The sequence below is a fragment of the Nocardia sp. IBHARD005 genome (assembly GCF_052814245.1).
In genome coordinates this window covers 5,265,744-5,279,952 of record NZ_CP199935.1, presented here as the reverse complement: position 1 = coordinate 5,279,952, position 14,209 = coordinate 5,265,744, and the positions used below count along the sequence as shown (strand labels likewise).

Here is a 14,209-nt window from a genome sequence, read left to right as displayed (position 1 = left end):
CAATCTCTAGTCCGGAGGCGTAGAAGACCATGCGGATCGTCGTCGGGGTCGGCGGGGGCATCGCCGCCTACAAGGCGTGTGCCCTCGTTCGCCGTTTCACCGAGACCGGACACCAGGTGCGGGTGATTCCCACCGAGTCGGCTCTGCAATTCGTCGGTAAGGCGACCTTCGAGGCGCTGTCCGGGCAGCCGGTGCACACCACGGTGTTCGCCGACGTGCCCGAGGTGCCGCATGTCCGGATCGGCCAGGAAGCCGATCTCGTCGTCATCGCCCCCGCCACCGCGGATCTGATGGCGCGCGCCGCACAGGGGCGCGCCGACGATCTGCTCACCGCCACCTTGCTGACGGCCCGATGTCCGGTGCTGTTCGCGCCCGCGATGCACACCGAGATGTGGGAGCATCCGGCGACGGTGGCCAATGTCGCGACCTTGCGCGCGCACGGCGCCACCGTGATGGAACCCGCCTCGGGTCGGCTCACCGGCACCGATACGGGACCGGGACGGCTGCCCGAACCGGAGGAGATCTTCGGTCTGGCCTCGCTGCTGCTCGAACGTGCCGACGCGCTGCCTCGCGACCTGACCGGTCGCCGCGTGGTGATCACCGCCGGTGGTACGAGGGAACCCCTCGATCCGGTGCGTTTCCTCGGCAACCGCAGCTCCGGTAAGCAGGGCTATGCCCTGGCCAGGGTCGCCGCCCAGCGTGGCGCCCAGGTGACGCTGATCGCGGGCAACACGATCGAGCTCGCGCCGCCCGCCGCGGTCGAACTGGTCCACATCACCACCGCCGACCAGCTCAAGACAGCGGTCGACAAGCACGCGCTCGGCGCCGATGCGGTGATCATGGCGGCCGCGGTCGCCGATTTCCGTCCGACCCACGTGGCCGCCGCGAAGATCAAGAAGGGCGCCGACGAACCCGACGTGATCCCGCTGACCAAGAACGAGGACATCCTCGCCGGCTTGGTCGACGCCCGCACCGAGGGACGGCTCGCCGATACCGCGATCGTCGGTTTCGCCGCCGAGACCGGTGACGACAACGGTGACGTGCTCACCCACGCGCGCGCGAAACTGGCGCGCAAGGGCTGCGATCTGCTCGTCGTCAACGCGGTGGGTGAGGGCAAGGCGTTCGAGGTCGACACCAACGACGGCTGGTTGCTCGGCGCCGACGGCACCGAACAGGCCCTCGATCACGGATCGAAGGCGCTGCTGGCCAGCCGGGTGCTCGACGCGCTGATCCCGTTGCTGCGCTGACCGGGGAGTTCGCGCAGATCGCGCGCGAAAACAGTTGCGCGGCAACGAGGGTCGCGCAGTCTACCGTCCGCGTGGGTGTTCGCGGTCTGGCTTGATACGTACTCGCCACCATGTCGGTGGTTTGGAATAGTCTTGATGAGAAGGGTTGGGCGGTAACACCGAGAAGTTACCGTCACAAGCCGAATGAGTAACCCGTTGAGGGAGAGGGAAGAACTGTGCGTACGACAGGTAGTCGGCTATTCACCAGTGAGTCCGTGACCGAGGGTCATCCGGACAAGATCTGTGACGCGATCAGCGATTCCATCCTCGACGCATTGCTCGCGGAGGACCCGAGCAGCCGGGTCGCGGTGGAAACCATGGTCACCACGGGGCAGGTCCATGTCGCGGGCGAGGTCACCACCTCCGCCTACGCCGACATCCCGCGGATCGTCCGTGAGAAGGTCCTCGAGATCGGGTACGACTCCTCCGCAAAGGGATTCGACGGCAACTCCTGCGGTGTCAACATCGCGATCGGGGCCCAGTCGCCCGATATCGCCCAGGGTGTCGACACCTCGCACGAGGCGCGCGTCGGCGGTTCCGACGACGCGATCGAGCGCCAGGGCGCCGGTGACCAGGGCCTGATGTTCGGCTACGCCACCATCGACACGCCCGAGCTGATGCCGCTGCCGATCGCGCTCGCGCACCGGCTCTCGCGCAAGCTTACCGAGGTCCGCAAGTCGGGCGTGCTGCCCTACCTGCGCCCCGACGGCAAGACCCAGGTCACCATCGAATACGACGGTGACCGCCCGGTCCGCCTCGATACGGTCGTCATCTCCACCCAGCACGCCGCCGATATCGACCTGGACAACCTGCTTGCCCCCGATATCCGCGAGAAGGTCGTCGATGCCGTCATCGGCGATCTGAACCTGCCCAGCCTGGATACCTCCGATATCCGCCTGCTGGTCAACCCCACCGGCAAGTTCGTCCTCGGTGGTCCGATGGGCGATGCGGGCCTGACCGGCCGCAAGATCATCGTCGACACCTACGGCGGCATGGCCCGCCACGGTGGCGGCGCGTTCTCCGGCAAGGATCCGTCGAAGGTCGACCGCTCGGCCGCCTACGCGATGCGCTGGGTCGCCAAGAACGTCGTGGCCGCGGGTCTGGCGGATCGGGTCGAGGTGCAGGTCGCGTACGCGATCGGCAAGTCGGCTCCCGTCGGCCTGTTCGTCGAGACCTTCGGCACCGAGAAGATCGACCCGGTGCGTATCTCCACCGCCATCTCCGAGGTCTTCGACCTGCGCCCGGGCGCGATCATCCGCGATCTCGACCTGCTGCGCCCGATCTACGCACCGACCGCGGCCTACGGGCACTTCGGCCGCACCGATGTCGACCTGCCCTGGGAGCACACGGACCGCGCCGACAAGCTGCGCGCGGCCGTCGGCCTGTAATAACCACGGACCGCGTGGCAGCGGACGAAACATCGACAGCAGCGGGACACCCCATCGCGAGGGTGCTCCCGCTGCTTTCGCCTGCCCACCTCGACCGCGACTTCGACTACCTCGTCCCCCCTGAACTGGACGAGATCGCCCAACCGGGCGTGCGCGTGCGCGTCCGGTTCGCGGGTCGCCTGGTCGACGGATACCTGCTGGAACGTCTCCCGCACAGCGACCACAACGGCAAGATGATGCCGCTCGAACGGGTCGTTTCGCCGGAACGCGTCCTCGCCCCGGAAATCCTGCGACTGGCCACCGCTGTCGCGGCCCGCTACGCGGGCACCCGCGCCGATGTCCTTCGTCTGGCGATTCCCCCGCGCCATGCCCGCACCGAAACCGGCAGCACGAAGAAGGCCGGTTCTGCGACAAAAGTGGCGAGCTCTGCGACGGACGTTGTTGATACCGCTGATGATTCGATGTCCGGCCTGGCTGAGGCAGGCCCGGTCGGTGGGCAAGGTGCGGGCGCGGGGAGCGTATCGGAACCAGAAGCTGTTGATGGTGAGCATGTTTCGTGCTCGAACGGCTCGGCCGCGGAAGGTTCGGGCGAAGTAGGCGATTCGGCCGCGGACTTCGGCGCGGGGGCCGAGGGCAAGGCGGACATGACGGTCGCAGAGGTCCTGATCGAGCGAACGTCCGGTGCCGAATCGCGCATCGAGGTCGACGCGTCGGCGTGGGGCCGGTATGCGCACGGCATGGGGTTCGTCGGCGCGCTGGCACAGGGTAAGGGAGTGCGGGCGGCGTGGCAGGCATTGCCGGGGGAGGACTGGGCGGCGCGGCTGGCGGAGTTGGCGGCGACGGTGGCGGCGAGTGGGCGCAGCGCCGTGTTGATGGTGCCCGATCAGCGGGATCTCGACCGGTTGCTCGCCGAATGTATTGCACTGGTGGGTGATTCGGCTGTCGGTTTGTCGGCGGGATTGGGGCCGGCGGCACGGTATCGGCGGTGGCTGGCGGTGCTGCGTGGGCAGGCGCGGATCGTGGTGGGGACGCGGGCGGCGGTGTTCGCCCCAGCCCATGACCTGGGGCTGATCGCGATCTGGGACGACGGTGACGACACCTATGCCGAACCGCGGTCCCCCTATCCGCACGCTCGCGAAGTGGCGATGCTGCGGGCGCACGAGACCGGGGCCGCCTTTGTCGCCGCCGGTTTCGCGCGGACCGCCGAGATCCAAGCGGTGGTGGAATCCGGTTGGGCGCGTGACCTTCTCGCCGAACGTCAGGTGTTGCGTGCGGTGACGCCGCGGATCAGCGCGCCCGGTGACAGTGATTACGCGCTGGAACGCGACGCGCTGGCCCGCTCGGTGCGGATGCCCGGTGTCGCGTTCGCGGCCGCCCGCTCCGCGATCAAGGAGAACGCGGCGGTGCTGGTTCAGGTGCCGCGTCGTGGGTATGTTCCGTCGCTGGCCTGCGCGAAATGTCGCACACCTGCCCGCTGTCGGCACTGCAACGGCCCGTTGGCACTGCCCCAGTCGGCCAATGGTGAAGCGGCTAGCCCGCAGTGCAAGTGGTGCGGGCTCACCGAAGCGGCGTTCCGCTGCCAGGCGTGCGGTGCGCGCGCTCTGCGGGCGACGGTGATCGGCGCCGCCCGGACTGCCGAAGAACTCGGTCGCGCCTTCGCCGGCGTTGCGATCCGCGCCTCGGGGGGTGGGGAAGTGCTCGATACCGTCGAACCAGGTGCTCAGGTGGTCGTGGCTACCGTCGGCGCCGAACCGCTCGTGCGCGGCGGTTACGGTGTCGCGCTGCTGCTCGACGGATGGGCGCTGCTCGGCCGCGCTGACCTGCGCGCGAGTGAGGACACCCTGCGCCGCTGGATGGGCGCCGCTGCCCTGGTACGGCCTCGCGGGCAGGTCATCGTGATGGCCGAGCCCGCCCTGCCCACGGTCCAGGCACTGGTTCGTTGGGACCCGGTCAACCATGCCGCCGCCGAACTCGACGCCCGCGCCGAGGTCGGTTTCCCCCCCGCGGTCCGTCTCGCCGCCGTCGACGGCACCACCGCGTCGATCGCCGAATTGCTCGACGCCACAACCCTTCCCGACGGCACCGAGATCCTCGGCCCCGTCCCCCTGCCGCCGACGGCCCGTAAACCCTTCTCCGGCACCGACGCTCCAGCCGAAGTCGAACGCATGCTCCTGCGCGTACCCCGCTCGGGCGGCGCGCCCCTGGCCCGCGCCCTCACCGCCGCCCAAGCGATCCGCAGCTCCCACCGCTCCGACGCCCCCCTGCGCGTCCAGATCGACCCTGTCGACATCGGCTGACCGGGGCGCGGGGCACCTCGGTCAGGCGTACATCGCCCGGTGGCGCCTTGCCCACTGCGCGTAGGCGGTGGCCGGTCGACCGAGAATCTCCTCGATATCGGTGCTGACCTGCTGCTCTTGCGCTGTGGGCATGCCGAGGATGGTCAGGGTGTGGTCGGCGACCGGTTCGGGCATGAAGCGGAGCATGTTCTGTTCGGCTTGTTCGGCGGTGAGTTCGATGAAGGGGCGCGCACGCAGTGTGCCGAGCTGGGGCGCGCCGACGCCGCCGAGCTCGCGATCGCCTTCGTCGCGGCGGCGCCGGGACGGGTCTGTGATGGCGAATTCGGATCACTCCTTGCATTCGATGCATTGTCGATATATCGTCGATAGTGTCAAGAACAACGAGAGAGCCGCAGGAGGCTGCCATGCAGAACCAAGAACAACGAGAATTCGGACACTTCCGGCGCGGTCGTGGACCGGGCCCCATGGAATTCGGTCCCGACCGGCGGCAGTTCCGTCAGGGCGGGCGACACGGGCACGGCCCCGAGTTCGGACCGGGCTTCGGCCCAGGTTTCGGACCGGGTTTCGGACCCGGATTCGGCCGTGGACGCGGCCGCGGCGGTCGTGGCAGGCGCGGTGACGTGCGGGCCGCGGTGCTGCTGCTGCTGGTCGAGCGGCCCATGCACGGCTACGAACTGATCCAGCAGATCCGCGATCGCAGCGACGATGTCTGGCGCCCCAGCCCGGGGTCCATCTACCCGGCATTGGCCCAGCTCGAGGACGAGGGCCTGGTGCTCATCGAGAAGGTGGCCGGTCGCAAGACCGCGCAGCTCACCGACGAGGGCACGGCCTATGTCGAGACTCATCGCGAGGATCTCGGCGACCCGTGGGCCGAGGTCAAGCAGGATGTCGGCGCCCAGGCGCTCGACCTGCGCGGCCTGGTCGGACAGGTGATGGGCGCGGTCGGCCAGGTGGCCCAGGTCGGCACGGCGCAGCAGGCGGCGAAGGCGGCCGAGGTGCTCGCCGAAACCCGTCGGGCGCTGTATCGAATCCTCGCCGAGGACGATGTCGCCCGCCCTGAGGACGATGTCACCGTCGAGGGCGACGCAACCCCCGAGAAGTGAGGGCGTCGTGAACCCCCTGCCAGGCGTGCGGTTGTCGGACCGATGGAGTAAATGTTTGGGACATGGAACAACCGGGAACGTTGTGGGGTTGGGGAACATCACGATTGCGCGGCGCGGTGTCGTTCACGGCACTCGCCTGCGCGGCGGTGATCGGTGTGTCTTTTGCGCCGATCGCCGCCGCTGAACCGGCGGGCTATCGGCCCGCTGTCATTCCGATGCAGGAGGGTCCGGCACAGTCCGACCATCTGGATGCCGCCTATTACATCAAATCCCATCCGAACTCGGTTCCGGTGGGCGTCAACAACTTCGGGTGTACCCCGAGCGCCGAGTACCCGCGGCCGATCGTGTTGGTGCACGGCACCGACTCGAGTGCGTACGCCGACTGGGCGGGGATCGGACCGCAACTGGTGTCGGCCGGTTACTGCGTCTTCGCGCTGAACTATGGCGGGGCGCCGGGTGCCGACACCTACGGCACCGAGGACATGCGGATCAGTTTCGCTCAGCTCGCCCAGTTCGTCGACGATGTTCTCGTCGCGACCAAGGCGACCAAGGTCGATCTGGTCGGGTTCTCGCAGGGGGCCACGGTCAGCCGGTTCTACGTCAACAAGCTCGGGGGAGCGCCGAAGGTCGGGACCTGGGTCGGCCTGGCCTCACCGAGTTACGGTGGGGTCATGTACGGGCTGGTTCCGATAGGACAGGCCATTCCCGGAATGATGGACGTGTTCGCGAAGGTCACCTCGACGGCCGCGGTCCAGCAGGCCCAGGGCGAACCACTCATGGTCGAGCTCAACGCGGGGGGCGACACCGTGCCCGGTGTCCGTTACGTCACCGTCGGCAGCCGGGTAGACGAGATGATCCAGCCCTTCTCCAACATCGCGCTGCGCGGTGCGGGCGCGGAGAACCTCGTCCTGCAGGATCTGTGCGCCGAGGACCTGACCGGCCACTTCCACCTGGTCTACGACCCCTTCGTGCAGCAGTTGCTCCAGCGCATCCTCGACCCGGTCCGGGCACCCGCCCCGGTCTGCAAGCCGGTTCCGCTCGGCACCGGCATCCCCGAGGTGATCATCGCAGGCAACTTCTGACGGCCGGGCTGGACGGAAGCACCTCCCGGGGTCACTAGACTGGGACGACCGCAATTCGTCCTCCCCGGGAGCCGCCGTGACCATTCAGCCCGTTCGCCTGTTCGGCGACCCGATCCTGCGTTCGCGTGCCGATGCGGTCACCGAGTTCGGTCCCGACCTCGCCATGTTGGTCGCCGATCTCACCGAGACCATGCACGACGACGGTGGGGTCGGGATGGCCGCGCCGCAGATCGGGGTCGGGCTGCGGGTGTTCGTCTATGACACCGGCGACGCCGCGGGTCATGTGGTGAATCCGGAATGGTCGGCCATCGGGGCCGACGAACAGGTCGGTCCTGAGGGCTGCCTGTCGATTCCCGGCGTGCGCTACGACGTGCGCCGGGCATCGCGCGTTCGGGTCACCGGGGTCGACATCACCGGTGCGCCGGTGGAATTCGAGGCCGACGGTCTGCTCGCGCGCTGCGTACAGCACGAACACGATCACCTCGACGGCGTGCTGTTCATCAGCAGGCTCGAACCGGCCGACCGCAAAGCCGCGATGCGCACCATCCGCGAATCCGGCTGGTTCCGCGGCGGAGTCACCGTGCGCGAATCCAGTGGCGTCGGCGGTGGTCGCTGATGCGGCTCGTTTTCGCGGGCACGCCCGAACCCGCGGTGCCGTCGCTGCGCCGGTTGATCGAGAGCCAGGGCCACGAGGTCGTCGCGGTGCTCACCCGGCCCGACGCGATCGCGGGCCGTGGCCGCAAGATCATGCGCTCGCCCGTGGGGCAGCTCGCCGATGAACACGGCATCCCGGTGTTCACCCCGCGCAAGCCATCCGACCCCGAATTCGTCGCCGCGCTCACCGAACTCGCGCCGGACTGCTGCCCGGTCGTCGCCTATGGCGCGTTGCTGCCGCAGCGGGTGCTCGATATCCCCGCGCACGGCTGGATCAATCTGCACTTCTCGCTGCTGCCCGCCTGGCGTGGCGCGGCTCCCGTGCAGGCGGCCATCGACGCGGGTGAAGACATGACCGGCGCGTCGACCTTCCTGATCGAAGCTGGCCTCGACACCGGCCCGGTGTTCGGGGTGATGACCGAGAAGATCGGGCTCACCGATACCGCGGGTGAGCTACTTGCCCGGCTGGCCGAGGCGGGCGCGGTGTTGCTCGAAAAGACCCTGGACGGCGTGGAAGACGGGTCGCTGCAAGCGATTGCGCAACCCCATGACGGCGTGTCCTACGCGCCGAAGGTGAGCGTGGAGGCGGGGCGGATCGGTTTCGGCGAACCCGCACTGGCCATCCACCGACGCATCCGCGCCGTCACTCCGGCGCCCGGCGCGTGGACCGAGGTGAACGGGCTGCGCCTCAAACTCGGCCCGGTGGAAATGGTGGAGGAAACCTTGCCCGAACGCGAGATCGAGGTGCGCAAGTCCGGCGTCTTCGTCGGAACATCGACCACAGCGGTCCGCCTGGGGCAGGTCCAACCGCCCGGCAAGAAAATGATGAACGCCCTCGACTGGGCCCGCGGCGCCCGCCTCACCCCTGGCACGGTGATCGGATGAGCGCCTCGGACCGTCGACGTCGCCGCGAAGCCGATGCCGCGAAAGGCATCACGTCTCGCGAGGACCGCAAGCCGACCGGAAAAACGGGCGAGTCGCGCGGCGGCAGCCCCCGCGACGACCGCAAGATCACCGGCAAGAACGTCGACGGCGGCTGGGCCGCCCGCGCCGCGAAGGGCACCACCACCCCGCGCGCGGACGGTGACCGCTGGACGGGCCGCGACGAGCGCGGCGGCTCCGATCGACCACGCCGCGACGACCGCGACGGCGGCAACCGATCCGGCGCACCCCGCCGTGCGGACGACCGTCCCGGTTTCGCTCGCGGCGCTCAGAGTCGTGACGCGAGCACTCAACGCGGCGACGCTCCGCGATCCGGCGCGCCCCGCCGCGAGGACGACCGCCCCGGCTTCGGCCGCAGCGCGAACGACCGCGCGCAGGGTCGTGACGCGGGCAATCGACGTGACGACGCTCCGCGCACCGGTGCACCTCGCCGTGCGGACGACCGCCCCGGCTTCGGCCGCGGCGCGAACGACCGCGCGCAGGGTCGTGACGCGGGCAATCGACGTGACGACGCTCCGCGCACCGGTGCACCTCGCCGTGCGGACGACCGCCCTGGTTTCGGCGGCGCGAGCGACCGCGCACCGGGTCGTGACGCGACTGACCAGCGCGGTGATCGTGGTGCGGCAGGACGCTCGGGGTCGGCACGGTCCGGCGAGGGGCGATCCGGCCGTGGCACCTCCCGTCCCGATCGTGGTGCGCGCGAAGGAGATTCGCGTGGTCGTGGCGCGGGCGGCCGAGATGCGGGTGCGGGACCGGCGGGCAAGGCCGCCACTGCGCGTCGCCCCGAGCGGCCCGATCCCACCGTCCCGAGTCCGCGCAAGCGGCGCGGCGAGCCCGTGGATCCGGCGCGCGAGGTCGCCCTTGATGTGTTGCGTGCGGTGCGTGAGCGCGATGCCTACGCCAACCTCGCGCTGCCGAAGCTGTTGCGCGAGCGCAAGATCAGTGGGCGCGACGCCGCGTTCGCGACCGAGCTCACCTATGGCGCGAGCCGTTCGCAGGGACAGCTCGACGCGGTGATCTCGGCGTGCGCGGGCCGCCCGGTCGACGAGATCGACGGACCCATCCTCGATATCCTGCGCCTCGGCGTCTACCAGCTGCTGCGCACCCGCACCGGCGCGCACGCCGCCGTCGACACCTCCGTCGACCTGGCCAGCGCCGAATTCGGCCAGGGCCGTGCCGGTTTCGTCAATGCCGTGCTGCGCCGGGCAGGGGAGAAGACCGCCGAGGAGTGGATCACCGAGCTGGCCCCGGCCGACCCGGTCGGCAAGCTCGCGTTCGAACACGCGCACCCGAAGTGGATCGCCCAATCCTTCGCCGACGCGCTCGGCGCACAGGCGGGCGAGCTGGACGCGCTGCTGGCAGCCGACGACGAGCGCCCGGTCGTGCACCTGGTCGCGCGGCCGGGCGAGATCACCTCCGAAGAGCTGGCGCTGGTCACCGGCGGTGAGGAAGGCCGCTGGTCGCCCTACGCTGTGTACCTCGACGGTGGCGACCCCGGCCTGCTCGAACCGGTCCGTGACGGCATCGCCGCTGTGCAGGACGAGGGCAGCCAGCTGGTGGCGCTCGTCCTCACCCGCGCGCCGCTGCAAGGCCAGGACAACGGTCGCTGGCTCGACCTCTGCGCGGGTCCCGGCGGTAAGGCCGCCCTGCTCGGCGCGCTCGCGGCGATCGACCTGTTCACCGTCGACGCCGTCGAACCGGCCGAGCACCGCGCCGAACTGGTCCGCAAGTCCACCCGGAACCTGCCCGTCACCGTGCACGTCGCCGATGGTCGCGACAGTGGTCTGACCCCCGGCTACGACCGCGTTCTGGTCGACGCGCCGTGCACCGGCCTCGGTGCCCTGCGCAGGCGCCCCGAGGCACGCTGGCGTCGCACCCCGGCCGACGTGGCCGAACTGGTCACCTTGCAGCGTGAACTCCTCACCGCCGCATGGGATCTGGTGCGTCCGGGCGGTGTCGTCGTGTATTCGACCTGCTCACCGCACCTCGCGGAAACAGTGTCGGTGGTCGCCGATTTCGTCCGTCGCACCGGCGCCGAGGAACTCGACAGCCGTGAGTTCCTGCCCGGTGTCACCGATCTCGGCGAGGGCCCGTCCGCGCAGCTGTGGCCGCACCGCCACGGCACCGACGCGATGTTCCTGGCGACTTTTCGCAAGAAGTAGAGCGACGATCCGACGGCGCGGTTCCCCCATAAGGGGGGACGGCGGCGTTCCATTTGTCCAAGCGGGAAGCGATCGCCGAGGAGGAGAATCGGCGTATGACGATGACATGGGAGCAGGTGGTCGCGATGGCGACGGCGCTGCCGGAGGTAGCGGAAGGCACCTGGTGGCGCAGTCCCGGCCTGAGTGTCGGCGGAAAGGGCTTCGCCCGATTACGTGACGAAGCCGAAGGCGGCCTTGTGCTGCTCTGCGAGCCCGCCGAAAAGGCGGCACTGCTGGCCTCCGGCGACCCGGCCTTCTACACCACCCCGCACTACGACGGGCACCCGTACATCCTCATCGACCTCGACGCGGTCGACCCGCAACAGCTCGCCGAGCTGCTCGACAGCGCCTGGTGGCTGCGCGCACCCGCGAAGCTGCGGCGGGCCAGGCAGAGCGCGTAGGACACCGTTGTCCTGTCCGCGAGTCAGTCCCGTTCGGACAATTCACGCAGGCGCGCAAGGGTTTTCGCGAGAATTCGCGACACGTGCATCTGCGAGATCCCCAGCTGCGTAGCGATCTGGGTCTGCGTCATCGACTCGAAGAACCGCATGGTCAGAATGCGGCGCTCACGTTCGGGCAGCCCCGCCAGCAGTGGCCGCACCGCGATGTACTCCTCGACCCGGTCGAACTGCGATTCCTCCTCGCCGAGAGTGTCGAGCAGCGACGCATCGCTGTCGCGCCCGATCGAGGCGGCGTCGATCGACGTCGGCTGATAGGCGTTGCCCGCGATGACAGCCTGGGTCACCTCGTCGGGGTCGACATCGAGTTCGGCGGCGATCTCCTTGGCGGTGGGAGAGCGCCCCAACCGCTGCGACAGCTGATCCACGGCCGCACCGATGCGCAGGTGAGTTTCCTTGACGCGCCGCGGAACCCGCATCGCCCAGGTGTTGTCACGGAAATACCGGCGGACCTCACCCATGATCGTGGGCACCGCGAAGGACAGGAAGTTCGAGCCGCGGCTCAGATCGAACCGATCCACCGCGTGCACCAGACCGACCCGCGCCACCTGCGACAGATCGTCGAACGGCTCACCGCGCCCGCTGAACTTGCGTGCGATGTGGTCGGCCAGCGGAATGCAGCGGTTGATCAGCACGTCGCGCGCCACCGCGTGCGCGGCGCTGCCCGGCTCGGTCGCCGCGAGGCGCTCGAACAGGGCGCTGACATCGTCGTATCCGGATACCGGTTCGGGGGTTTCGGTCTCCTCCTCGAGAGTTTCCTGCTCGGGGGTTTCCTTCTCCGGTTCAGCGGTCTTGTCCGAATCCGCGGTGGGGGAGTCGGTTTTGTCTGGTTCGCCGAGATTGTGCTGGTCGGGCTTGTCGTCTTCGCCGTGCACTACGCCTTCCCCCGGACCCGACGGAATCGGACCGTCGTCGGAAACCCGGACACACCGCTGTCGAAATCCTGCTGCTCGGCAGTCACCTCGTCGCACAGCGTGCGCAGCACATGCCACCCGAAGCTGCGCTGGTCCGGCATGCCCTGCGCCGCCGCGACACCGTCGACGCGCACCTGCAATTCGGTGTCACCGACAAGGAATTCGCAGGTGAGCAGCGTATCCGGGGCGGCGATCGCGATGAGCGTCGAGCACACTTCGTCCACGGCCAGGCGCACGTCGGCTACCTCGTCGAGGGTGAAATCGCTGAGTAGTACCAGTGTTTCGGCCAGTCCGCGCACGATTGGCAGCTGCGTCAGCTGTGCTGCCACACGAATCTCCACCGGGGCGCCGAAGGGCCCATGTTCCGCCGAAAAATTGGTCACCCTGAGCAGGCTACCCATATCCAGGCAGCGCAATCACCATTGCCGTCGCTAGACTGGCGCGCTGTGTCCACTCCGACGTTCTCCCGTCCGTCCCAGCCGATGATCGCCCCGTCAATCCTGTCCGCGGACTTCGCGAACCTGGCCGCCGAGGCTGCGGCGGTTGAAGGATGCGACTGGCTCCACGTCGACGTCATGGACGGCCACTTCGTGCCGAACCTCACACTGGGTCTGCCGATCGTGCAGAGCCTGCTCAAGGCCACCGACATCCCGTTCGATTGCCATCTGATGATCGACGATCCGGGCCGCTGGGCCCCGAGCTACGCCGAGGCCGGCGCCTACAACGTCACCATCCACGCCGAGGCGGCCGACGATCCGATCGCGGTGGCGCGCGATATCCGCGCCGCGGGTGGCCGGGCCGGGCTGTCGGTGAAGCCGAACACCCCGATCGAGCCGTACCTGGAAATCCTGCGTGAGTTCGACACCCTGCTGGTGATGAGCGTGGAACCCGGTTTCGGCGGGCAGTCGTTCATTCCGGGCGTGCTGGAGAAGGCGCGGATCGTGCGCAACCTGGTCGACTCGGGTGAGTTGCATCTGATCGTCGAAATCGACGGCGGCATCAACGATGACACCATCGAGCAGGCCGCCGCGGCAGGCATCGATTGTTTCGTGGCCGGGTCGGCTGTCTACAACACCGCCGATCCCGGTGCCGCCGTGCAGAAGTTGCGCAACCTGGCCGCGTCGGTCTGGCTGCCCTAGTTACAGCGAGCGGAGTTTGCGGGTGCCGAGCGCCCGTGCCGCGTCGATGACTGCCTGCACCGGCGGCCGATGGTCGCCGGATTCGGGTTCCTGCACCCAGGTGCGGTAGCCGGTGCGCTCGTCGTCAGGGGAGGGCAGCACGATCTGGCTGCCCGCGCAGGCGACGGTCGCGTAGAGGCGGAACAGTTCGGCCGAGGCGGTCGCGGTGAGGGAGTCGGGCCGGCACGGGCCCGTGAGGAACGTCCAGCGCCGGGCTCGGGGGTGATCGACGACCGGGCCCGCGATAGCGGCCTCGCGCAATCGGGCCTGCACTCGCTCGCCCAGGTCGCCTGGCATGGTCACCGCGCCGTAGTGCGCGCCGATCTGGAGCAGAATGCGGCGGGAATCGAAATCGATCTTGGCCGGCAGATGCAACTCTCGCCGATAACGCACGCAGCGCATTTCCAGCGTCGAATCGATCAATGTGCTCACGCGGCACCCCCACATAGAGCGAACCTGTTGTAACCCACAGTGTTGTCTTCCTGGAGTGGTGGACTATCCCTGGGGCGAACTCCCGGCAGCCGCAGTGCTCCGGGCGATGATGTCGGGAGAACCCGCAGTTCCAGGCCCCGGCATCTGGTTGAACAGCAGGAATCGTTGACGTAACAATATTGCGTCAATGGCGCGGCGGGCGCAAGCATTCCACTCACCGTGTTTCCAGTTCGTAATGGCGGGTAATACCAGGTTAAGGCTGCCGGATGAATGC

At 68.8% G+C, this 14,209-nt stretch carries 15 protein-coding genes; 11 read left to right on the top strand and 4 right to left on the bottom strand.

Annotated elements, in window-relative coordinates:
- Positions 1–29 precede the first annotated feature (29 nt).
- The 3 genes from coaBC to ACTWPB_RS24850 all read left to right on the top strand — a co-directional run bounded on the left by coaBC (position 30) and on the right by ACTWPB_RS24850 (position 4,971).
- A complete protein-coding gene (coaBC, locus tag ACTWPB_RS24860) occupies positions 30–1,247 on the top strand; it encodes a bifunctional phosphopantothenoylcysteine decarboxylase/phosphopantothenate--cysteine ligase CoaBC (protein WP_446222945.1) in 1,218 nt (405 codons plus the stop codon).
- A 215-nt stretch (positions 1,248–1,462) separates the two neighbouring features.
- Entirely contained in the window at positions 1,463–2,674 is a 1,212-nt protein-coding gene (gene metK / locus ACTWPB_RS24855) for a methionine adenosyltransferase (protein ID WP_446222944.1), read from the top strand.
- Positions 2,675–2,688: 14 nt separating this feature from the next.
- Positions 2,689–4,971, top strand: coding sequence for a primosomal protein N' (locus ACTWPB_RS24850; RefSeq protein WP_446222943.1), 2,283 nt, complete (start codon positions 2,689–2,691; stop codon positions 4,969–4,971).
- Between the two features lie 21 nt (positions 4,972–4,992).
- On the opposite strand, the gene ACTWPB_RS24845 is transcribed toward ACTWPB_RS24850, so the two are convergent.
- Entirely contained in the window at positions 4,993–5,145 is a 153-nt protein-coding gene (locus ACTWPB_RS24845) for a hypothetical protein (protein ID WP_446222942.1), read from the bottom strand.
- Here ACTWPB_RS24845 and ACTWPB_RS24840 point away from each other — a divergent pair.
- From ACTWPB_RS24840 to ACTWPB_RS24810, 7 genes are all read left to right on the top strand, one after another.
- The gene (locus ACTWPB_RS24840; protein ID WP_446222941.1) at positions 5,122–5,340 is read left to right on the top strand and encodes a hypothetical protein; all 219 of its coding nucleotides are present in this window, start codon (positions 5,122–5,124) and stop codon (positions 5,338–5,340) included. The two genes, ACTWPB_RS24845 and ACTWPB_RS24840, sit on opposite strands and share 24 nt — an antisense overlap.
- Before the next feature lie 35 nt (positions 5,341–5,375).
- Positions 5,376–6,074 (top strand): PadR family transcriptional regulator, encoded by a 699-nt coding sequence (locus ACTWPB_RS24835; RefSeq protein ID WP_446222940.1) that lies wholly within the window; start codon positions 5,376–5,378, stop codon positions 6,072–6,074.
- Positions 6,075–6,136: 62 nt separating this feature from the next.
- Positions 6,137–7,156, top strand: a complete 1,020-nt coding sequence (locus tag ACTWPB_RS24830; protein WP_446222939.1) for an esterase/lipase family protein — start codon at positions 6,137–6,139, stop codon at positions 7,154–7,156.
- A 76-nt stretch (positions 7,157–7,232) separates the two neighbouring features.
- Complete coding sequence (gene def / locus ACTWPB_RS24825) at positions 7,233–7,772, top strand: peptide deformylase (RefSeq protein ID WP_446222938.1); 540 nt, start codon at positions 7,233–7,235, stop codon at positions 7,770–7,772.
- Positions 7,772–8,695, top strand: a complete 924-nt coding sequence (gene fmt / locus ACTWPB_RS24820) for a methionyl-tRNA formyltransferase (RefSeq protein WP_446222937.1) — start codon at positions 7,772–7,774, stop codon at positions 8,693–8,695. The genes def and fmt overlap by 1 nt, the downstream gene beginning before the upstream one ends.
- Before the next feature lie 893 nt (positions 8,696–9,588).
- Positions 9,589–10,914, top strand: coding sequence for an RsmB/NOP family class I SAM-dependent RNA methyltransferase (locus ACTWPB_RS24815; protein ID WP_446226471.1), 1,326 nt, complete (start codon positions 9,589–9,591; stop codon positions 10,912–10,914).
- Between the two features lie 95 nt (positions 10,915–11,009).
- Positions 11,010–11,354, top strand: coding sequence for an MmcQ/YjbR family DNA-binding protein (locus ACTWPB_RS24810; RefSeq protein ID WP_446222936.1), 345 nt, complete (start codon positions 11,010–11,012; stop codon positions 11,352–11,354).
- A gap of 23 nt (positions 11,355–11,377) precedes the next feature.
- On the opposite strand, the gene ACTWPB_RS24805 is transcribed toward ACTWPB_RS24810, so the two are convergent.
- Entirely contained in the window at positions 11,378–12,286 is a 909-nt protein-coding gene (locus tag ACTWPB_RS24805; protein ID WP_446222935.1) for an RNA polymerase sigma factor SigF, read from the bottom strand.
- Positions 12,286–12,708 (bottom strand): ATP-binding protein, encoded by a 423-nt coding sequence (locus ACTWPB_RS24800; RefSeq protein ID WP_446222934.1) that lies wholly within the window; start codon positions 12,706–12,708, stop codon positions 12,286–12,288. Before ACTWPB_RS24800 ends, ACTWPB_RS24805 begins: the two co-directional genes overlap by 1 nt.
- A gap of 99 nt (positions 12,709–12,807) precedes the next feature.
- Here ACTWPB_RS24800 and rpe point away from each other — a divergent pair, with 99 nt between their 5' ends.
- The gene (gene rpe / locus ACTWPB_RS24795) at positions 12,808–13,464 is read left to right on the top strand and encodes a ribulose-phosphate 3-epimerase (RefSeq protein ID WP_446226470.1); all 657 of its coding nucleotides are present in this window, start codon (positions 12,808–12,810) and stop codon (positions 13,462–13,464) included.
- Here the strand turns inward: rpe and ACTWPB_RS24790 are convergent, their stop codons facing one another.
- A complete protein-coding gene (locus ACTWPB_RS24790) occupies positions 13,465–13,935 on the bottom strand; it encodes a hypothetical protein (RefSeq protein WP_446222933.1) in 471 nt (156 codons plus the stop codon).
- Positions 13,936–14,209: the final 274 nt, after the last annotated feature.

Excerpts from the sequence above, each read along its gene's own strand:
- coaBC (WP_446222945.1), top strand. The coding sequence starts at position 30 with ATGCGGATCGTCGTCGGGGTCGGCGGGGGCATCGCCGCCTACAAGGCG.
- ACTWPB_RS24845 (WP_446222942.1), bottom strand. The coding sequence starts at position 5,145 with ATGCCCGAACCGGTCGCCGACCACACCCTGACCATCCTCGGCATGCCC.
- ACTWPB_RS24835 (WP_446222940.1), top strand. The coding sequence starts at position 5,376 with ATGCAGAACCAAGAACAACGAGAATTCGGACACTTCCGGCGCGGTCGT.
- ACTWPB_RS24830 (WP_446222939.1), top strand. The coding sequence starts at position 6,137 with ATGGAACAACCGGGAACGTTGTGGGGTTGGGGAACATCACGATTGCGC.
- fmt (WP_446222937.1), top strand. The coding sequence starts at position 7,772 with ATGCGGCTCGTTTTCGCGGGCACGCCCGAACCCGCGGTGCCGTCGCTG.
- ACTWPB_RS24810 (WP_446222936.1), top strand. The coding sequence starts at position 11,010 with ATGACGATGACATGGGAGCAGGTGGTCGCGATGGCGACGGCGCTGCCG.
- rpe (WP_446226470.1), top strand. The coding sequence starts at position 12,808 with ATGATCGCCCCGTCAATCCTGTCCGCGGACTTCGCGAACCTGGCCGCC.